21 protein-coding genes are annotated in these 19,460 nt (G+C 27.2%); 16 read left to right on the forward strand and 5 right to left on the reverse strand.

The features are described from left to right. Positions 1 to 49: 49 nt before the first annotated feature. The 9 genes from ylqF to VJI93_RS01510 all read left to right on the forward strand — a co-directional run bounded on the left by ylqF (position 50) and on the right by VJI93_RS01510 (position 6,525). Positions 50 to 931 carry a ribosome biogenesis GTPase YlqF gene (gene ylqF, locus VJI93_RS01470; RefSeq protein ID WP_323998801.1) on the forward strand — a complete coding sequence of 294 codons (882 nt, stop codon included), beginning with the start codon at positions 50 to 52 and terminating at the stop codon, positions 929 to 931. Next, complete coding sequence (locus VJI93_RS01475) at positions 921 to 1,553, forward strand: ribonuclease HII (RefSeq protein ID WP_323998800.1); 633 nt, start codon at positions 921 to 923, stop codon at positions 1,551 to 1,553. The genes ylqF and VJI93_RS01475 overlap by 11 nt, the downstream gene beginning before the upstream one ends. Further along, complete coding sequence (locus VJI93_RS01480; protein WP_323998899.1) at positions 1,543 to 1,887, forward strand: YraN family protein; 345 nt, start codon at positions 1,543 to 1,545, stop codon at positions 1,885 to 1,887. The genes VJI93_RS01475 and VJI93_RS01480 overlap by 11 nt, the downstream gene beginning before the upstream one ends. An 8-nt stretch (positions 1,888 to 1,895) precedes the next feature. Further along, positions 1,896 to 2,387, forward strand: coding sequence for a MogA/MoaB family molybdenum cofactor biosynthesis protein (locus VJI93_RS01485; protein WP_323998799.1), 492 nt, complete (start codon positions 1,896 to 1,898; stop codon positions 2,385 to 2,387). 7 nt (positions 2,388 to 2,394) lie between these two features. After that, positions 2,395 to 3,921 carry a YifB family Mg chelatase-like AAA ATPase gene (locus VJI93_RS01490; RefSeq protein WP_323998798.1) on the forward strand — a complete coding sequence of 509 codons (1,527 nt, stop codon included), beginning with the start codon at positions 2,395 to 2,397 and terminating at the stop codon, positions 3,919 to 3,921. A gap of 2 nt (positions 3,922 to 3,923) precedes the next feature. Then, entirely contained in the window at positions 3,924 to 5,018 is a 1,095-nt protein-coding gene (dprA, locus tag VJI93_RS01495; protein WP_323998797.1) for a DNA-processing protein DprA, read from the forward strand. A gap of 40 nt (positions 5,019 to 5,058) precedes the next feature. Continuing rightward, on the forward strand, positions 5,059 to 5,640 hold the full coding sequence (locus tag VJI93_RS01500; protein WP_004833043.1) for an HD domain-containing protein: 582 nt from the start codon (positions 5,059 to 5,061) through the stop codon (positions 5,638 to 5,640). 7 nt (positions 5,641 to 5,647) lie between these two features. Beyond that, positions 5,648 to 6,106, forward strand: a complete 459-nt coding sequence (locus VJI93_RS01505; protein ID WP_323998796.1) for a methylated-DNA--[protein]-cysteine S-methyltransferase — start codon at positions 5,648 to 5,650, stop codon at positions 6,104 to 6,106. A gap of 143 nt (positions 6,107 to 6,249) precedes the next feature. Then, positions 6,250 to 6,525 (forward strand): hypothetical protein, encoded by a 276-nt coding sequence (locus tag VJI93_RS01510; RefSeq protein WP_323998795.1) that lies wholly within the window; start codon positions 6,250 to 6,252, stop codon positions 6,523 to 6,525. Positions 6,526 to 7,429: 904 nt separating this feature from the next. On the opposite strand, the gene VJI93_RS01515 is transcribed toward VJI93_RS01510, so the two are convergent. Together VJI93_RS01515 and VJI93_RS01520 are read right to left on the reverse strand one after the other, a co-directional pair. Then, positions 7,430 to 8,260 (reverse strand): aminoglycoside 6-adenylyltransferase, encoded by an 831-nt coding sequence (locus VJI93_RS01515; RefSeq protein WP_323998794.1) that lies wholly within the window; start codon positions 8,258 to 8,260, stop codon positions 7,430 to 7,432. A 12-nt stretch (positions 8,261 to 8,272) separates the two neighbouring features. Further along, the gene (locus VJI93_RS01520; RefSeq protein ID WP_323998793.1) at positions 8,273 to 9,139 is read right to left on the reverse strand and encodes a YitT family protein; all 867 of its coding nucleotides are present in this window, start codon (positions 9,137 to 9,139) and stop codon (positions 8,273 to 8,275) included. 146 nt (positions 9,140 to 9,285) lie between these two features. Here VJI93_RS01520 and VJI93_RS01525 point away from each other — a divergent pair, with 146 nt between their 5' ends. The 6 genes from VJI93_RS01525 to VJI93_RS01550 all read left to right on the forward strand — a co-directional run bounded on the left by VJI93_RS01525 (position 9,286) and on the right by VJI93_RS01550 (position 14,321). After that, positions 9,286 to 10,182 carry a glycerophosphodiester phosphodiesterase gene (locus VJI93_RS01525; protein WP_323998792.1) on the forward strand — a complete coding sequence of 299 codons (897 nt, stop codon included), beginning with the start codon at positions 9,286 to 9,288 and terminating at the stop codon, positions 10,180 to 10,182. A gap of 285 nt (positions 10,183 to 10,467) precedes the next feature. Continuing rightward, entirely contained in the window at positions 10,468 to 11,853 is a 1,386-nt protein-coding gene (gene cysS, locus VJI93_RS01530; protein WP_323998791.1) for a cysteine--tRNA ligase, read from the forward strand. 1 nt (position 11,854) lies between these two features. Beyond that, the gene (rlmB, locus tag VJI93_RS01535; RefSeq protein ID WP_323998790.1) at positions 11,855 to 12,592 is read left to right on the forward strand and encodes a 23S rRNA (guanosine(2251)-2'-O)-methyltransferase RlmB; all 738 of its coding nucleotides are present in this window, start codon (positions 11,855 to 11,857) and stop codon (positions 12,590 to 12,592) included. Continuing rightward, positions 12,582 to 13,103 (forward strand): NYN domain-containing protein, encoded by a 522-nt coding sequence (locus VJI93_RS01540; RefSeq protein ID WP_323998789.1) that lies wholly within the window; start codon positions 12,582 to 12,584, stop codon positions 13,101 to 13,103. The genes rlmB and VJI93_RS01540 overlap by 11 nt, the downstream gene beginning before the upstream one ends. 7 nt (positions 13,104 to 13,110) lie before the next feature. Next, positions 13,111 to 13,881, forward strand: coding sequence for a DpnI domain-containing protein (locus VJI93_RS01545; protein ID WP_323998788.1), 771 nt, complete (start codon positions 13,111 to 13,113; stop codon positions 13,879 to 13,881). A 14-nt stretch (positions 13,882 to 13,895) separates the two neighbouring features. Continuing rightward, positions 13,896 to 14,321, forward strand: a complete 426-nt coding sequence (locus tag VJI93_RS01550; protein ID WP_323998786.1) for a deoxycytidylate deaminase — start codon at positions 13,896 to 13,898, stop codon at positions 14,319 to 14,321. Between the two features lie 123 nt (positions 14,322 to 14,444). Here the strand turns inward: VJI93_RS01550 and VJI93_RS01555 are convergent, their stop codons facing one another. Beyond that, positions 14,445 to 15,332 carry a PSP1 domain-containing protein gene (locus VJI93_RS01555; RefSeq protein ID WP_323998785.1) on the reverse strand — a complete coding sequence of 296 codons (888 nt, stop codon included), beginning with the start codon at positions 15,330 to 15,332 and terminating at the stop codon, positions 14,445 to 14,447. Between the two features lie 419 nt (positions 15,333 to 15,751). On the opposite strand from VJI93_RS01555, the gene VJI93_RS01560 reads away from it, so the two are divergent. Then, positions 15,752 to 16,171 carry a hypothetical protein gene (locus tag VJI93_RS01560; RefSeq protein WP_323998784.1) on the forward strand — a complete coding sequence of 140 codons (420 nt, stop codon included), beginning with the start codon at positions 15,752 to 15,754 and terminating at the stop codon, positions 16,169 to 16,171. Positions 16,172 to 16,332: 161 nt separating this feature from the next. Here VJI93_RS01560 and VJI93_RS01565 read toward each other — a convergent pair whose 3' ends face one another. Together VJI93_RS01565 and VJI93_RS01570 are read right to left on the reverse strand one after the other, a co-directional pair. Next, positions 16,333 to 18,642 (reverse strand): ABC transporter permease, encoded by a 2,310-nt coding sequence (locus VJI93_RS01565; protein WP_323998783.1) that lies wholly within the window; start codon positions 18,640 to 18,642, stop codon positions 16,333 to 16,335. A 1-nt stretch (position 18,643) separates the two neighbouring features. Next, the gene (locus tag VJI93_RS01570; protein ID WP_293438651.1) at positions 18,644 to 19,342 is read right to left on the reverse strand and encodes an ABC transporter ATP-binding protein; all 699 of its coding nucleotides are present in this window, start codon (positions 19,340 to 19,342) and stop codon (positions 18,644 to 18,646) included. Between the last annotated feature and the right edge of the window lie 118 nt (positions 19,343 to 19,460).

Genomic DNA, 19,460 nt, shown 5'->3' on the forward strand with positions numbered 1-19,460 from the left:
AATTCATTTTAATTATAATAGATTTTGATTTATAAATTTGGAGGAAATAATGAATATAAATTGGTATCCAGGTCATATGAAAAAGACTATGGATAATATAAGAGCGTCATTGAAATTGGTTGATATTGTTGGAGAGATTATTGATTCAAGAATTCCAATAAGCAGTAAAAATCCTGTTATTGATGATGTTTTAAAGGATAAGCCAAGAATTATGATTTTGAATAAATCGGATATGGCTGATGAAAATGAGACTAAGAAGTGGCTTAGTTATTATAGAAAAAAAGGTTATGGAGCTGTTGTTGTAGATGCACTTCATTCAAAGGGTTTAGACAAGATTTATTCAGTTGCTAAAGAGATGTTAGCTGATAAGTTCAAAAAACTTGAGGAAAAAAATCTTTCTTCAAAGACAATTAGAATGATGATTGTAGGAATTCCAAATGTAGGGAAATCTACTTTTATTAATTCCATTTCAAAGAGAAAGAGTGCAAAAATAGGAGATAGACCCGGTGTTACAAAACAGGTTCAATGGATTAAGACAAAGAATGAGTTAGAGCTTTTAGATACTCCGGGAGTTCTTTGGCCAAAGTTTGAAGATGAGAGAATCGGTTTGCACTTAGCTTTTACCGGTGCAATTAAGGATGAGATTATGGATATTGAAAATTTAGCTTTTCGTTTTATTGATGAGTTAAATAAAAGAGATGTAAATATTCTAAAAAATAGATATAATCTATCTGAAGATTATTATGAAGATACACTGTATTTAATGGATGAAATCGGAAGAAATAGAGGTGCAATTTTAAAGAAGAATGAAATTGATTATTTTAAGGTTGCAAATTTAGTTTTCGATGATTTTAGAAAAGTAAAACTTGGAAGAATAACTTTAGAGACTGTGGAAGATATTGAAAAATTTGAGGAAGATAATGGAAATTAGAGAAGAACTGGAGAATATCTACAAGAGATATAATTTAATTATCGGTGTTGATGAAGTTGGAAGAGGTTGTCTTGCCGGTCCTGTCGTTTCTTGTGCAATTATAATGAAAAAAGATAGCAAGATTGAGGGAGTAACGGACAGTAAGAAACTTTCTAAAAAGAAAAGACTTGCACTTTATGATAAAATTTTAGAAGAATGTGTAGGATATGGAATTGGAATTGTAGATAATGTAAAAATTGATGAAATTAATATTAAGCAGGCGAGTAGGCTTGCTATGAAGATTGCAATTTCAAATATAAAGGATTTAGAAGGAAATAAAATTTTAGGCGATTTTTTGATAACAGATGCAGAAAAAGTTGATGTCGATATTCCGCAGATTAATTTAATTCATGGAGATGAGCTTTCTTATGTAGTTTCTTGTGCTTCAATAATTGCAAAGGAATATAGAGATAGTATGTTTGCCGAGTATGAGAAAAAGTATCCGAACTATAATTTTATAAAAAATGTAGGATACGGAACAAAGGCTCATTATAAGGGAATTGATGAAAATGGAGTTACTCCTATTCATAGAGTAACTTTTTTGAAGAAATATTTTGAAAAGAAAAAAGAATATGAAAGCTAAAGATATTGGAAATTTAGGGGAAGATATGGCTGTTAAATTTCTTTTAGAAAAGGGTTATGAAATTGTTGAAAGGAATTTTTTAAAACCTTTTGGAGAAATTGATATAATAGCAAAAGATAAAGATTTTTTAGTTTTTATTGAGGTTAAGGCTAGAAAAAATGTAAATTTCGGTTTTCCCAGAGAGTTTGTAAATGGAAGTAAGATAAAAAAGATACAAGATGTTGCACAGATTTATATGATGGAGAAAAAATTGTTTGGAGCAAAAATTCGTTTTGATGTTATAGAAATAATTTTTGACAATCATAAAATTACACATATAGAAAATGCTTTTTAGGAGGATTTATGTTTACTGCTTATGTAATTACCGTTTCTGACAAGGGCTCAGTCGGAGAGAGAGTTGATACTTCGGGAGAAGTAATAGTAGAGATATTAAAAGAAAATAATTATAAAGTTATTGATAAGATTATTATTCCTGATGATCAAGCAACAATAGAAGAAAAGTTAAAATATGCAAGTGATGTTTTAGGTGCTAATTTAATTTTGACAACAGGAGGAACAGGTTTTAGTAAGAGAGATGTTACACCTGAAGCAACTTTGAATGTCGCTACTAAAAATGCATTTGGAATTTGTGATTCTATTAGACAATACAGTTTGACAATCACTAAGAGGGCAATGCTTTCAAGAGCTGTTTCAGTTATTAGAAACGACAGCTTAATTATAAATTTACCCGGTAGCCCAAAAGCTGTTAGAGAATCTTTAGAGTATATTATAGATTCTGTAGAGCATGGACTTCAAATACTTTTAGGAACGGCAACTGAATGTGCTAGAAAGTAGGTAAGATATGTATTCAAAGACTAAGACTTGTGTGTTAAATGGATTAAATGGTTATGATATTGATGTTGAAGCAGATTTATCAAGTGGACTTCAGGCTTTTAATATTGTAGGGCTTCCTGATTTATCTATAAAAGAATCAAAGGAAAGAGTTAAATCTGCAATTTCAAATAGTGGGTTCTCAATTCCACCTGGAAGAGTTACGATAAATTTAGCTCCTGCAAATTTAAAAAAAGACGGCTCTCAAATTGATTTGGCAATAGCTGTGAGTATGTTACTTGCTATTGGAGTTATCGAGTATTTGCCCGATGAAAAAACTGTTTTTTTAGGTGAACTTTCTCTTGACGGAAGAGTTATAACTTTTGACGGGGCTTTACCTATGATTATCTCTTTAAAAGAGCTTGGTTTTAGAAAGTTCTTTATTCCTAATGCTATTAAAAATGAAGTTAATATAGTTCAAGGAATTGAGATTTATCCAATTTCACATTTAAAAGAATTAGTTGATTGTTTAAATGGAGTTATCGAAATAAAAAAAGAAGAAATAGCAAAGGTAAATTTAGATGAAGAAATTAAATATGATATAGATTTTTCAGATATAAAAGGTCAGGAAAATTTAAAAAGAGCAATGGAAATTTCTGCTGCAGGAGGACATAATTTGCTGATGGTTGGCCCTCCGGGGAGTGGAAAAACTATGATTGCTAAAAGATTACCGACAATTTTACCTAAATTAACTTTTGATGAATGTATTGAATGTACAAAAATTTATTCAATAGCAGGAAAACTTAAAAATAATAAATTGGTTACTCAAAGACCTTTTAGATCTCCACATCATACAAGCAGTCCTATTTCTCTTGTTGGTGGTGGTAAAATTCCAAAACCTGGGGAAGTTTCACTTGCTCATAATGGGGTTTTGTTTTTGGATGAATTTCCAGAGTTTTCAAAACAAGCTATTGAAGTTTTAAGACAGCCAATGGAAGATGGAAAAGTTACGATTTCAAGGGCTAATTCGTCAATTACTTATTATTCAAACTTTGTAACTGTTTGTGCATTAAATCCTTGTCCTTGTGGAAATTATGGATCACAAACCGAAAAATGCACTTGTTCACAGTTACAAATACAAAGATATTTAAGTAAAATTTCAGGACCAATACTTGATAGAATTGATATTCAAGTTGAAGTTGAACCTGTGAAATATGACGATTTATCCTCAAAAGAAGTTTTAGAAACTTCTGCTGATATTAGAAAAAGAGTTGAAAGAGCTAGAAAAATTCAACTTGAAAGATACAAAAACGAAAAAATATATAATAATGCAAATCTTTCAGCTAGACAGATTAAGAAATATATTATTTTAGATGAAAAACTTGAAAAAATTATAGAGTTTGCATTTAAAAAGTTTAAGTTTTCAGCAAGATCTTTTAATAAAATTTTGAAGTTGACAAGAACAATTGCAGACTTGGACGGAAGTGAAGAAATTAAGGAAGAACATCTGTTAGAAGCAATCAGATATAGAAGTTTGAGCAATAAATATTGGAGTTAGCTATGAGAAATGAAGATGCTTTGTTATTTTTAAGTTATTTGAATTTTGATTATAAAATTAAAGATGAATTGTTAAATCATTTTACTTTGGAACATATTGAGGAGATATTTTGTTTATCGGGAGAATATTTTAAAGAAAATAAACTTTTAACTAAGAATAATATTGAAAAATTAGTTGAAGAGAGAAAAAAATTTAATTCAGATGCTTATAGAGATTTTTTAGAGAAAAAGAAAGTTAAATATGTAAGTATTTTGAGTGAAAATTATCCTATTAATCTAAAAGATATTGAATTTATTCCACAAGTTATTTATTATAAGGGATATATTTTACCGGAGGATGAATTTGCACTTTCAATTGTAGGCTCTAGGAAATGTACCAATTATGGAGCTTGGGCAACTGAATATTTTGCAAGGTCAATTTCAGAACTTGGAATAAGAATTGTTTCAGGAATGGCTTTGGGTATTGATTCCATTTCACATAGAGCTGCTTTAAAATCAGGTGGAAGAACGATAGCTGTTTTAGGTTGTGGAGTTGATATAGCCTATCCTAAAACTAATTACAGATTGTATGACGAAATTATAGAAAATGGGGCAGTTATGAGTGAGTTTCCTATTGGGATGCCACCTTTAGCTCATAATTTTCCTGTTAGAAACAGAATTATTTCAGGACTTTCAAAAGCATTATTGGTTATCGAAGCACAAGATCGTTCAGGTACACTTATAACTTCAAGATTTGCAAATGAACAATCAAAAGAGATTTTTGCTCTTCCTGGAAATATAAATAGTCTATACAGTAAAGGAACGAATAAATTGATAAAAGATGGAGCATTGATTGCTACGAATTATCAGGATATTATAGATGGAGTTATTGATTTTTCAGAATTTATTTTGAATAAAAATAAAGAAGAAAAAGATTTGAATATTTTGGATGCAAAAGAACTTTTAATTTATAATTTAATAAATGAAGAATCAAAATCTCAAAATAAAATTTCTACTATAACAGGTTTTTCAATCATAGAAACAAATACAATTTTAACTGCATTGGAGCTTAAAGGATTTATAAAGGAGCTTAATGGAGGAATTTTTGTAGTTGATTAGTTTTAAGAGATGATGTTCATCTTTTTTTGATGAGGTAATTATGAATATAGATAGAGAATATGCTATGACTTTATTGAATGAAGCCAATAAATTAAATTGTGGTAGGTGGTTTGAACATTCTTTAAATGTTGCAAAATGTGCGGAGATTATCGCAAAAAATACTGAATATTTAGATTCTGAAAAAGCATTTGTACTGGGATTGTTACATGATATTGGTAGAAGATTCGGATTTTCACATATAAAACATGTATATGACGGAATGATTTTTTTGGATGAAAAAAATTTTTATGAAGGTGCAAGAATTTGTTTAACACATTCATTTCCTATTCAAACTATATATTGCTATAATGGAAAATTAGATTTACCCAAAGAAAAGTTGGATTTTCTTGAAAACAAATTGAAAGAAATTATTTATGATGATTATGATAGATTGATTCAACTCTGTGATGCTTTAGGAGCTGCTGAAGGATTTGTAAGATTGGAAATTAGGCTGTTTGATGTTGCAATCAGAAATGGAATAAACGAGTATACTATTGAAAAATGGAAAAAGTTTTTAGAACTAAAAAGATATTTTGATGAAAAATGTAATATTGATATATACAAACTTTTAAATATAGAATAGGTGAATTATGAATTATATAGTTTTTAACAGTCCAATTGGAGAAATAAAAGTTGTTGAAGATCAGGAGAAAATAATTGAGATAAAATTTGTAAAAGATGAAAAAGTTATTAATCCTGAAACTGAAATTTTAAAATTGGCAAAAAAAGAATTGGAAGAATATTTTTGTGGGAAAAGAAAAAACTTTACATTCTCATTTAAAGTGGATGGAAGCGAGTTTGCATTAAAGGTATATAAGGCTTTAACGGAAATTCCTTATGGAGAAACTTGTAGTTATAAAGATATTGCAAGAAAAATTGGAAATGAAAATTCGCAAAGAGCAGTAGGCGGAGCGAATAATAGAAATAAATTACCAATTTTGATTCCATGCCATAGAGTTATAGGAAGCGATGGAAAACTTGTTGGATATGCAGATGGAATTGAAATAAAACAAAAACTTTTGGAGTTGGAAAGAAAAAATTTAAGATAATAAGGAAAATAAAGAGTTTACAAAAAGTTACAAATATTTTTTTATATTGTATAATGAATTTAGTAAAAAAGATAAAGTAAAAAAATATAAATGATGAATAATACAAATAATATAAATTTCTTCAAAACTGAAAGGAGCGAATTATGAATTTTAAAAAATTGAATATTATTGCTGGTATTGTAATTAATATTTTATTAGCAGTTTTCTTTATATTAAGTATTTCTGGGAAAATTGGTTATGATGAAGGAAGAAGCTTATTGTATGCATTGTTATTATTAAATATTTTTACATTTGGACTTAATATTTTTCTAAATAAAGACGATAATAATAAAATTTCTAACAAAAAAATATTATTACTTCTATTAGTAACAATAATATTATCCATTTTAGCAATTGTGGTATTATTTACTAATAAATAAAAAAACAAAGCAGTATTGGAGTTAGTCTAAAACTTTTAAACTGCTTTTTTATTGTAAAAAATTAATTAAAAAATAAGAAAAAAACATAAAAAACGAAAATATTTTAAAAAATAGCAAAAAAAGTGAAAAAAAATTACAATAAAGTGTTGACAAATTAAATTTAATGGGGTATAATATAGATAACAAACAAGATAACGCGTTAAATAGTTTGAAGACTGGAGGTAAGACCAATGAAAATTTTAAAAACAATTTCATCAGAGTTGCTGAATCATTGGTTTTTAGTAAAAACTTACGATGCCAGCAACTTGAACAGCAGATAATATATTTTGTGAATTAGAAGGTTGGAAAATAGTATAATTAACTCAAAAAACTAATCTAAATTTTTAACAAAATCGAAGTGTTGTGTTGTATGATAAAAAATTTTGGTATTAAAGTTAAATATGAGAATATTAAGATATTTGAGTGTTAATATTAAATATAAGGGAAGCAAAAGATTCTAGTATTTTATAGAAGAGATATGAGGATGTTAAGATGTTTGAGTATTTAAAAATTATATCAGTTTGGTGTTGTATATACTAATACGGTGATTAAAGAATAGTAAAACTAAATTATACTAAAGATACAATGTGAAGTAATATATAGACACAAAAGATATTACAAGCAATGTGGTTGTAGATTTATCATAAGGTTGTATGTGTAGAATAAGAAAAGAGGGTTGTTGATAGAATAGATATATCGGTGATTAGCTAGATTATGCTAAAGTATTATTTTTGATAGATTTACAAAAACTAAAATTGAAGTTCAAGTGTAAAGAAATTTGGATTTCGTTAAAACTAAAATTAAATATTTAGATATAAAAAGTGCATCATTTTATAATTTGATGCACTTTTATTGTAAAATTAATTTATCTATTAATTGCTTTTTGTTTTAATTCTCTTAAAAATGTTACTGTGTTTCTATCTAATTCTTTTGCGTAGTCAAATCTTAAGTTAAGAGCTATTTGAAGAGAAAGTCTTCTGAAAAGTCCACAGATGTTAAATAGTGCAGACCAAAGGGATTCTAGTTCTAATTCTGAGTAACAGTGTAGATATTTTTCGAAAATTTCCGTATCAACATAGTTAAAAACTAATTTATTATCTTTTCCAAGATCTATAACATATTTGTTTTCTGATAAAACATAGTGTTTTAAATGTTCATCTAGTAAAGATAAAACTTTTCTATATTCTTCTGATACATTTAAAAATTCTTTTATATATAATTTATTTCCAAATTTTAAGATATTCCAGAAAAATTCACAAGTATTTTCCAAAAATGCTTCTTCTGTTAGTTTATGTGTTTTTCTTTCAATATATACACTGGCTTTTTTAGTCTCATCTTTATTAAGTACACAAATATATTTTTCTTCTAATTCTCCTAAAGAGTCCATTGAATCTTTTGAAACTATTCTAAAAAGTCCTTGAGTGAAATTTTCATAAATTATTTTATATTCAATTACATTTTCATTTTCAGTATTTTCAAACATTGTTAATATATCGCCAAAATCGCCAATATATTCAAAGGAGTCATCATCAAATGATAAATCTTTTACTAAAAATAGAACATTAAAAAATCCTACATCACTGGACATACTTTGTGATTCAAGTTGTTCAATAAAGAGCTTTTCAACTCTGCTATCTTTCATTGCTATTTTTTTTGCTATCTCTTTAAGTTCATTATATGTTAAAATATTATTCAAAACAAATTCCTCCTAAATTTCTTGTACTCTAAATCCTCTACCTTTAACTTCATACGCTTCAGATATTATTAAAAATGAAGCCGGATCAACTTCACTTAATATTCTTTTTATAGTCACTACTTGTCTTGTACTTACAATACAATATACGACATTTTGTTGTTTATGAGTGAATGCACCCTCTCCGTGAAGAAGAGTAACACCTCTATGCAAATCTGATAAAATTCTGTCTGTAACTTCTCTTTGTCTAGATGTTATAATCATAATTTGTTTTGTATCTCCAAAACCCATTTGGATTTTATCAAGCATTTTGTAAGCTACATACATTGCAACAATAGTTAGAAGTCCTCTTTCAAGACTAAATATGTAAGAGGCAACTCCTATTATGATTGCATTTATAGCCAGGAGAGATGAGCCGATGTTTACATTAAGTTTTGTTTTAAAAATAGTTGCTAAAATATCAAGTCCACCTTGACAAGCGCCATTTTTGAATAAAATTCCCATTCCAAGACCATTTATGAAACCACCAAAAATTGCATATAACATATTGTTATCAAGTTTTAAGTCGATCGGAACATGACGCATAGCAATTAATATAAATGAATAGATGAATGTGGATAAAAATGCGTAAGTCATAAACTTTTTATTCAAAAAAAATGCACCGACAATCATCATTGGCAAATTCAATACAAAAACCGATACTCCCGTAGGAAGACCTGTTAAGTACTCAATCATAAGTCCAATACCACCTAGTCCACCTGAAAGAAGTCCAGCAGGTACTAAAAATTTGACAACTGCAAATGAGCAAACTAAATCACCTAATAGGATATAAAAAATAGTTCTTAAAAAATATTTTTTATCTCCAAAGAATTCTTCTAACATAACACACCTCTGCTAATTTCTCTAATAAAATATAACAACATAATTATATCATAATTTTTATTTATATGATATAATTATACTAATTATATCATATTTTTCTTACAAATATTTAAATTAATGTAATTAAAATTTTAGGAGATGAGTTTATGAGTTTATTTTTATTAATTTTAATATTGACAATTTATATTTTATTACAATTTTCGTGTTTTAAAAAGGAAAGAAAGGCTAGAAAAGTTTTTAGAAATGGAGATTTTCCGCTTGTCTTTGCTCATAGAGGATCAAGTCATTTATTTCCAGAAAATACTGAATTAGCTTTTACAAAATCTTTTGAAATGGGAGTTGATGCTTTTGAAACTGATATTAGACTTACAAAAGATGGCAAAATAGTAACTCAGCATAATGAAGATATTGATGAAACAACAAATGGAACAGGGAATGTTATTGATTATACATATGATGAATTAAAGGAATTTAATTTTGGTTATAAGTTTAAAGATATCAATGGAGATTCTCCTTATGTAGATAATAGAGAATATGGGTTATTTCCAATGGAAGTCTCAGCACTTTTTGAAAAATTTGGAGATAAGGTTGTGTATAGTATTGATGTTAAGGATGAGGGCGAAATTGGTTTAAAGTCTGCAGAACTTTTATACAAATTCGTAAAAGAGTACAATTTAGAAAAAAATGTAATTTTTTCAAGTTTCAGCGAAGATAATCTTAAACATTTAAGAAAAATAAGTCATGGAGAAATAATTATTTCTGGATCTATGAAAAAGACTACTGAAGTCGTTTTGGCCTCATATTTTGGATATGATAGTTTTAAAAAATTTAATACTCATGCAATGATGATTCCGAAATTTGAAAAATTGCCTTTAGATACAAAATATTTAATTTATAAATTCCATAAACATAATATCTCTGTATGTTATTGGACAATTAATACAGAAAAAGATATGAGAAAGCTTATAAATAAAAAAGTTGATGGAATTATTACTGATAGAGTTGATTTGATTTTAAAAATAAAAGAAGAAAAGTCTAATTAAAATATTGACTTTTTCTTAATAATTTAGTATTCTATTATAAATGAATATATATGTTGAAAAGGAAAAGAAACAACGATTTTAAGAGAGATGTTGTGTGGTGAGAAACATCAAGTTGAAGGTGCATCCTTGGAGTATTGTTTGCTACTTTATAGCAATTTAAGTGGATTTTTCAATTAGAGTGGAACCGCGGAATTTTTTCGTCTCTTGTTTTTTCAAGGGACGTTTTGTTTTATATAAAAATTTTTTAAGTGGCGAATACAATGAATAAAAATAGAGAGGTGTAACATGAAGATTTACAACACATTAACAAGAAAAAAAGAAGATTTTAAACCTATACAAGCAGGAAAGGTACTGATTTATGTTTGTGGACCAACTGTTTATAACTATATTCATATTGGAAATTCAAGACCTATGATTGTTTATGATACCCTAAGAAGATATCTTTTATATATTGGTTATGATGTTAAATTTGTTAGTAATTTTACGGATATTGACGATAAAATTATAAATAGAGCAAAAGATGAAAATGTACCTTTTACAGATATTACAAAAAAATACATTGATGCATATCTTGAGGATAGCTATGGATTAAATCTTTTTGAAAGTCATACAATTCATCCAAAAGCTACAGAATGTATTGACGAAATGATTGAATTTGTAAAAGTCCTAGAAGAAAAAGGAATTGCTTATAATGTAGATGGTAATGTTTATTTTGATATTACAAAGGCTAAAGATTATGGAAAACTATCTAAAAAAAATATTGATGATTTAAGAGCTGGGGCAAGAATTGATATTTCTGATGAAAAGAAAAATCCTCTTGATTTTGCACTTTGGAAAAAAAGAAAAGATGAAACAGAACCTGCTTGGGAAAGTCCTTGGGGAATGGGAAGACCTGGTTGGCATCTTGAATGTTCCGTTATGGCAAAAAAATTCTTGGGTGATACAATAGATATTCATGCAGGGGGAGAAGATTTACAATTTCCACATCATGAAAATGAAATTGCTCAGTCAGAATGTTGTAATGGAAAAGTTTTTGCTAATTATTGGATGCATAATGGAATGATTAATATAGATAATGTAAAGATGAGTAAGTCAAAAGGAAATTTCTTTACAATAAAGGATATTCAAAAAGAATATGATTTGGAAGTAATTAGGCTTTGGATTTTATCAACTCATTATAGAAATCCTCTAAATTTCAGTAGAGAAGTTATGGAACAAACTAAAAACGGACTTGAAAGAATGTATAATGGTAAAGAACATTTAGAAAGACTTTTGGAAATTTGTGAGGAAAGAGAAAATGCAGATGTTTCTAAATTACTTGAGTTTAAAAAAGAATTTTTAGACTCTATGGATGACGATTTAAATACTGCTGACGCTATTTCTAAAGTTTATGAACTTATTCGTTATACAAATACATTTGATGAAAATACTGATTTAAAATTAGTAAAAGGAGCTGTTAAGTTGCTTTCCGACTTAACTTCTGTTTTAGGCCTTCTCTATAAGGAAGAAGATGATGATTTAGATGAAAAAGTTGAAAAACTTATTGAAGAAAGAGAAGAAGCTAGAAAGAATAAAGACTTTAAAAGGGCGGATGAAATTCGTGATACTTTAAAAGAAATGAATATAGAATTGAAAGATACTAGAAATGGTGTTATTTGGAAAAGGGTGTAATATGAGCGACTATATATTTGGTAGAAATGCTGTTTTAGAGGCATTAGAAAGTGATAAAAAAGTAGAGAAAATATATATTTTAAAAGGCGATTTAAAAGGTTCAATAAATAAAATAATTGGGAAAGCAAAGGCAAATGGTATATTAATTTCAGAAATTGATAAGCATAAATTAGAAAATATGGCAGATGGAGTTGTTCATCAAGGAGTTTGTGCATTGATTTCAAGTTTTGAATATTCAACTATTGAAAAAATATTACAAAGCGCAAAAAATAAAAATGAAGATTTATTTTTGGTAATTCTTGATGAAATTGAAGATCCACATAATTTTGGGGCGATTATTCGTACTTGTGAAGCGGTTGGTGTTCATGGAATTATAGTTTCAAAAAGAAATCAAGCACCGGTTACTTCAATTGTTCAAAAATCATCTGCCGGAGCAGTAAATCACATAAAAATAGCAAAAGTTGCTAATATTGCAGATACAATTTTAAAATTACAAAAAGAAAATGTATGGGTTTATGGTGCTTGTGGAGAGGCCAAAAAAATTTACACAGACATGGATTTTAAAGGAAATGTTGCAATAGTAATTGGAAATGAAGGTAAGGGAATAGGACAGCTTATAAGAAAGAGATGTGATTTCTTAACTAAACTTCCAATGAAGGGTAAAGTTTCAAGCCTTAACGCATCAAATGCCTGTGCAATTCTAGTTTATGAGGCATTAAGACAGAGAGATGAAAACTAAAAAATTAATAATAATCGATGGTTACAATATTCTAAATGCTTGGGAAAAATACAAACCATTTTTAAATTTGAGTTTTGAAAATGCAAGACAGGAGTTAATTAATGATATGGGTGAATTTTCAAAATTAATTGGAATAGATTTGCTACTTGTCTTTGACGCATATAAAATTAATTTTAAAGGAAGTTCGGAAGTTATAAAAGGAATTGAAGTTATCTACACGAAACAGAATGAAACTGCAGACCAATTTATTGAAAAAAAATTGGATGAAATAGGAAGAAAAATTTCAGTTTCGGTCGGAACGGATGACACTCTTATTCAAAAACTCGTAACACAAAGAGGTGGGATTGTATTAACTTCCAAAGAATTATTGTATCGTTACGAAAATTTAAAAAACAAAAGTAACCGTTATGAAACTAAAAACAGAATTACAAACAAAAGCTATTTCAATTCCTTAGACGAAAAAGCTTTAAATCAATTGGATGAAATAGAAAAAAAATTATTTGGAAAGTAGAAGGGTTATGAATTTAAAATTTGATATTGAAAAAATTAAAAATTACAAATCAAATTCTCAAAAAGCTAGAGTGTTAACCGAAAATTGGGTTAATGAAAATATGTATTGTCCTAGATGTGGGAATTTTAATTTAAATCATTTTGAAAATAATAGACCGGTGGCGGACTTCTTTTGCCCTTCTTGTAAAAACGAATATGAATTAAAAAGTAATACTAAAAATGTAAGTTTAAAAATTAATGATGGTTCTTATGAAACTATGATAAGGAGAATAATAAGTAATAAAAATCCTGATTTTTTGTTTATGAGGTATTCTAATGTAGAATGGAAAGTTAATGATTTAATATTTGTTCCAAAGCATTTTTTTGTACCTGAAATAATAGAAAAGAGAAATCCCTTATCTCAAAGTGCAAAAAGAGCAGGGTGGATAGGTTGTAATATTTTAGTTAATAAAATTCCTATTCAAGGAAAAATATTTATTATTTCGAATGGAGAAATCTGTAATAAGACTGATATTATTAATTATGTAAATATTAGTAATCGACTTATAACTAAAGATATAAAAAGTAGAGGTTGGTTAATGGAAATATTAAATTGTATAAATCTTATTCCAACAGTTGAGTTTAGTTTGGCTGATACGTATAATTTTGAAGATTATTTTCACAAAAAATTTTTAAACAATAATAATGTAAGAGCTAAAATTAGACAACAATTACAAATTTTAAGGGATAGAAAAGTTATAGAATTTATCGGAAGAGGGAAATATAGAAAATTATTTTAAAAATAGGAGGGAATATGAGAAAACCTTGGGAAGAATATTTTATGGATTTAGCGAAGATGGTCGCAACAAGAGGAACTTGTGATAGAGCTTATGTTGGTTGTGTTTTAGTTAATAAGGACAATAGAATTGTTTCAACTGGATATAATGGTTCAATTTCAGGAAATCCTCAATGTGATGAAATAGGTCATACAATGAGAGATGGACATTGTATTGCTACAATCCATGCAGAACAAAATGCACTTTTGTATTGTGCAAGAGAAGGGATAAAAGTAAAGGGTTGTACTTGTTATGTAACTCATTTTCCTTGCTTAAATTGTACTAAGGCATTAATTCAAGCTGGAATTTCTAAAATCTACTATGAAAATAGTTATAGAATGGATGAATACGCAATAGAGTTATTGGAAAGAAACAAGATAGAATATATTAAAATTGGAGATTAGATTATAAAAAATTAATTGATTGAACAAAAAAATAGAGTTGGTTTCAACTCTATTTTTTAATTATGAAATAACAAGGTTCACGGATACCCACCCGATGTGAAGCATCGAGGAAGGGTGTAGTTTTTATCCTTGTAATAATTCTTCAATATATTCAAATTGAATATCTTCATCTTTTTTAGCGTAAGCCATATCTCTTTCTTTTGTAACTGCAATATCATCTACAAAAAATGGCCTAATAGTTTCTGTATTATTATCTTCATTAACTATTTTTACTTTTACAATTTCTGATAGAGTATAACTGTCAACTATAATGCCTTTGCCTTCATTTGTTATGACATATGTTCCACAAGGTGGTATTTTTTTTAATTTTTCTTCATAGACATTTTGTTCATATTTCAAACAACACATAAGTCTACCACATGTTCCAGATATTTTGTTTTGATTTAAAGATAAAGATTGATCTCTTGCCATTTTTATAGTTACAGGAGCAAATTCTCCTAAAAATCTCTTACAACAACAAACTTGTCCACAAGAACCGATAGCACCAACTATTTTTGCGTGATCTCTCACTCCAATTTGTCTAAGTTCAATTCTGTTTTTAAATATATATGCAAGGTCTTTAACCAATTCTCTAAAATCAATTCTATTATCAGAAACAAAATAAAAAATTACTTTTTGATTGTCAAAAGTATATTCACAATCAACTAATTTCATATCTAAGCCGTGTTCATTTGCTTTTACTTTGCAAATTTCAATAGCATCTTTAGCTTTTTTCTTATTTTCTTCATGTATATAATCATCCATATTGTCGGCAATTCTCAAAACAGGTTTTAATGAAGAAACGAGCTTTGATTCTTCAACTTCTCTTGGCTCAATGGCTACATTTCCATATTCTATACCACGAGAAGTTTCAACGATTACATTGTCATTTTTATTTATACTAAAGTTGCAGGGATCAAAGTAATAAATTTTTCCGGCTTCTTTGAATCTTATCCCAACTACTTTTTTCATTGTTCCTCCTAAAATTTGTCCATACATATTATATCACAATTTTCTGGTGAATACTAGATATATAAATGCAGTAGATTTAAAGTTGTTTCGATATGAATATGCATAAAAAACTATAAGGGAATAATTACTTTCTAAATTTTTTTGTTTTTTATATAAACGGATGATATTACATTTTATATTTTAACTTAAAGTAAGAATATTTCTATAAACTATTGAAAATTAGCATAATATATGTTAGTATATATGTATAATGTACTATGTTAATTTGCTACTATAAACAAAATATGGAATTTATATTCTTAAATGATTAAATTATAGACATTGAAAAATTTTAAAAATATATTTTTGTTGTATATATATTATTAGGATAATAGATTCTATTATACTTTTATAGTTAAATATGAAAAAGGTGATAAATTATGAAAAAATATAAAATAGGTTTGTATGAAGTAGAAATTGATGAAGAAAAAACTAAAAGTTGGTATGAAACTTATGATGGATGGAACTGTGAGTGTGGAGATTGTCAAAATTATTCAGAGATTGCAAGAAAAAGAGAATTTCCGGATTTTTATAGAGATTTATTGGATATGTTAAATATTCCACTTGAAAAAGCAACTTATGTATGTAAATTGTTTGGAGATAATAATCAACACTATTATGAACTTAGTTATCGTGTTGCAGGAAACATTATTAGTAAAGAAAGTTCTAAGGAAGATTTTGAAGACGTAAGTTGTTATCATGAAAGATACCCTTATGCAGCCTCAGATTTTCCAACTCCACATTTTGACCTACGATTTTATATTTATTTACCTTGGATATTGGAAGAATTACCAAAATAATAACATAAATATTTTAAATAAATTTTAAATTGTTATGATACAGATGTATAAAACCCCTAAATCCTTTGTTAGGATTTAGGGGTTCACATCATTTTTGTCCACTGTTTTTTATGTTAAATATAAAATTATACTGATGCATAGTAGAGTTAAATTATAGTAAATTATTCTCTGTTTTTTAGAACTTCGCTGAAATTCATTTTTGATATTCTATAAAATTGTAATATACTTACAAATAAATAAGTAGCAATAGTTATCACAATTGACATTATTACAATTTTTGGCGAAATATCAAGCTCTAAATATCCTGAAAATTTTAGCATTGAATAATACATTATTTGTTTTACTGTATATATTTCAAGTGGTATTAAAGCTATTAAACTTAATAATACTGTTAGAGTTACTGGTCGAATATAGATTTTTGAAATTTCTCTATTCGTGTAACCGAAAATTTTTAAATATGCAATTTGGATAGTATTTTTATCTGTTATTATTTTCATTAGACTGTAAGTAAAGCCTGCTAAGAATATTGTAGATACAGCTATAAATGCAGATAGCATTGGTCCCATAAGTTTAGACATCTGTTTAGAAACATCTGTAATTGAATTCTCATCTATTGTTGTTGAAACATACTTTTCATCAATATCCAATTTTTCATTACTAAAATATCCATTAAAGAATTCTTTATTTTGCTCTAATTCTTCATTCAAATATTCTTGCTTTATAAAGGCTGAAAGATTAGCAGACTTTTTGTGTATATTAACTATTTTATAAGTCTTTTCTTTATCTGACAATTTCCCTTTAACTGTTATTTCATCTCCAACATACTTTCTAAGTTTCTTTGAAAGATTTTCACTAATAACTATCTCATTTTTGTTTTCGGGTAGTTTGGTGTTTTCAAAGTATTTTGAATTTTCAGCAATTCCTAAAAGAAGTATGTCTTCATCTGATTTTTTGATACTGTGATAAACCCTTGCTGGTGTAGTCGTATATTTTTCTGCTGTTTTATTGCCAATTTCAATAGGAGCCTTTAGCACATATTGATATTTACTAATCAAATTTTCTTTTATATTATTTCCGTAGTTGTCGAATGTAGGTTTTGCAGAAATTCCAAAGATGAATAATATTGAAGTAATAAATATTCCAAGTACTATCGCTACATAATCACCTTTGTTGGATTTTATAATTGATTTTCTAAATGAACCTAAAAAGTTTTTGTTGACTTTTAATTCATTTTCATGCTTTGATTTTCTTTTATTTTTATAATGTTTTAAATTTTTTCTTAAAAAATCTAAAGGTGTGAAGTTTAATTTTCTATAAATATAAATATAATTAAAAATTAAAATTATTGAAATAGGGATTATAGTTGTAATTATTAATGCTTCCAAGTTGAAACTAGGAGTGAAGTTCTGCATATTAAATGATTTGTAGTAAACAGATTTAAAAGAATTTGTAAAAACTGTGTACCCAAAAATATTTCCTAAAACAGCAGCTAAAAATGTAATTATAACAGAGTTTGCTATATAATTTATAACTAGCTCTGATTTTTTATATCCATTCGCAAGAAGTATTCCAATTATTTCAGATTCTTCTTGTATTTTACTCACAATAGAAAGTGCAAATATGAATCCTATTAGCGTTACCATTAGACAAAGCATAACAATGACCATAGGCCTATCTCCACCCATATCGTCAATCAAATAACTTATAGCATTATTATCTTTTTTTGGAAGTTGTTCTAAAACTGTTTTTGATATATTCGCAGAATTTACAACTTCTTTATTTTTTTCTTTCGTTTCTTTTTCACTTAGGTTTCTATCGTTAAATCTATATGAAACTTGATATTTTAACTTGCTTTCGTTAAAAATATCTTTGTCTTTATCAGATACTAATCCTACTCCAAAATCTATTGCATTAAATATTAAATCTGTAGATTTTTGAAAAGATGAATTATAATCTGGAGTTGCTATTAAACCAACTATTTTAAAGCTTCTTTCTTTATTATCTTTAAAAAATTCTTTTTTAAAAGTAATAGTGTCACCGACTTTTAAATCATTGTTTTCAGCAAATAGTCTATTTATAGCTATTTCGTTTTTGTTTTTTGCAAGATTACCTTCATTGATAACAGGAAGATTTATATTTTTTCTATTTGTATAAAGTCTAATTGTTTTTTCATCTTTATCATCTTTAATTTTATTTATTTTTGCATCAACATAAGGAGCTTTTTCGACTTTAACATTAGTTTTTTCAATGGATTTTAATATTTCATCTGTAGGGTCAAATGCGAATAATATTTTTCCATCTTCAACAACTCCAGTTGACATAAGTTCATAATATAAAGTCTTGATACTTCCTGATGAAACTAACATGCCTGAAGTTGTGGAAATCATAAAAAACAGAAGTATAAAGAGAAATAAATTTTTTGACCATTGGGCTTTTAATCCTCTAAGAATTCTTTTATTTAAATTTCTCATGTTACCACTCCAATTCTTGTGCATCCATTACCTTGTCATTTTCAATTTCTTGACATATAATTCCATCTTTTAGCCTTATTGTAATATTAGACATCTTCGTGATTTCTTCATTATGAGTTGCAAGGATAATTGTAGTTTTATATTCATTATTTATTCTTTGAAGTAGAGATAAAATATCCTTTGAAGTTTTATAATCTAAAGCACCCGTAGGCTCATCACAAAGTAAAATTTCAGGTTTTTTTATTAAAGCACGGCCTATTGCACATCTTTGTTGTTGTCCACCTGATAATTGTCTTGGATATTTATTTTTATGTTCCCATAAACCTAAATCTTTTATTAATTTTTCAATATCCATAGGGTCGTTATGTATAAAAGAACCTACTTGAATATTTTCTGTTACAGTTAAATCTGGAATCAGATTATAAAATTGAAAAATAAAGCCTAAATATTTTCTTCTAAAATTTGAAAGGGCATTTTGTTTTAAACTTGAAATCTCATATTCATTTATCACTATAGAACCACTGTCGATTTTTTCAAGTCCGCCAATAGCATTAAGTAATGTTGATTTTCCTGAACCAGATGGTCCTAATAGAGTACAAAGTGCACCTTTTTCTAAAGAAAAATTTATATCTTTTAAAACGGAAATTTTATTTTCATTTGCTCCATAAGATTTGTTTAAATTTTTTACAACTAAAAACATAAATACCTCCATAAAAATTTATTTAACTATAAACAAATTATAGCACTTTCGATATTTATTATCAACAATAAAATTTTATAACAGAAAGTATTTTTTTATTTGATTATTAAAGAAATTT

Source organism: Parvimonas sp. M20, assembly GCF_035282425.1.
In the GTDB taxonomy this organism is placed as follows: Bacteria; Bacillota; Clostridia; order Tissierellales; family Peptoniphilaceae; genus Parvimonas.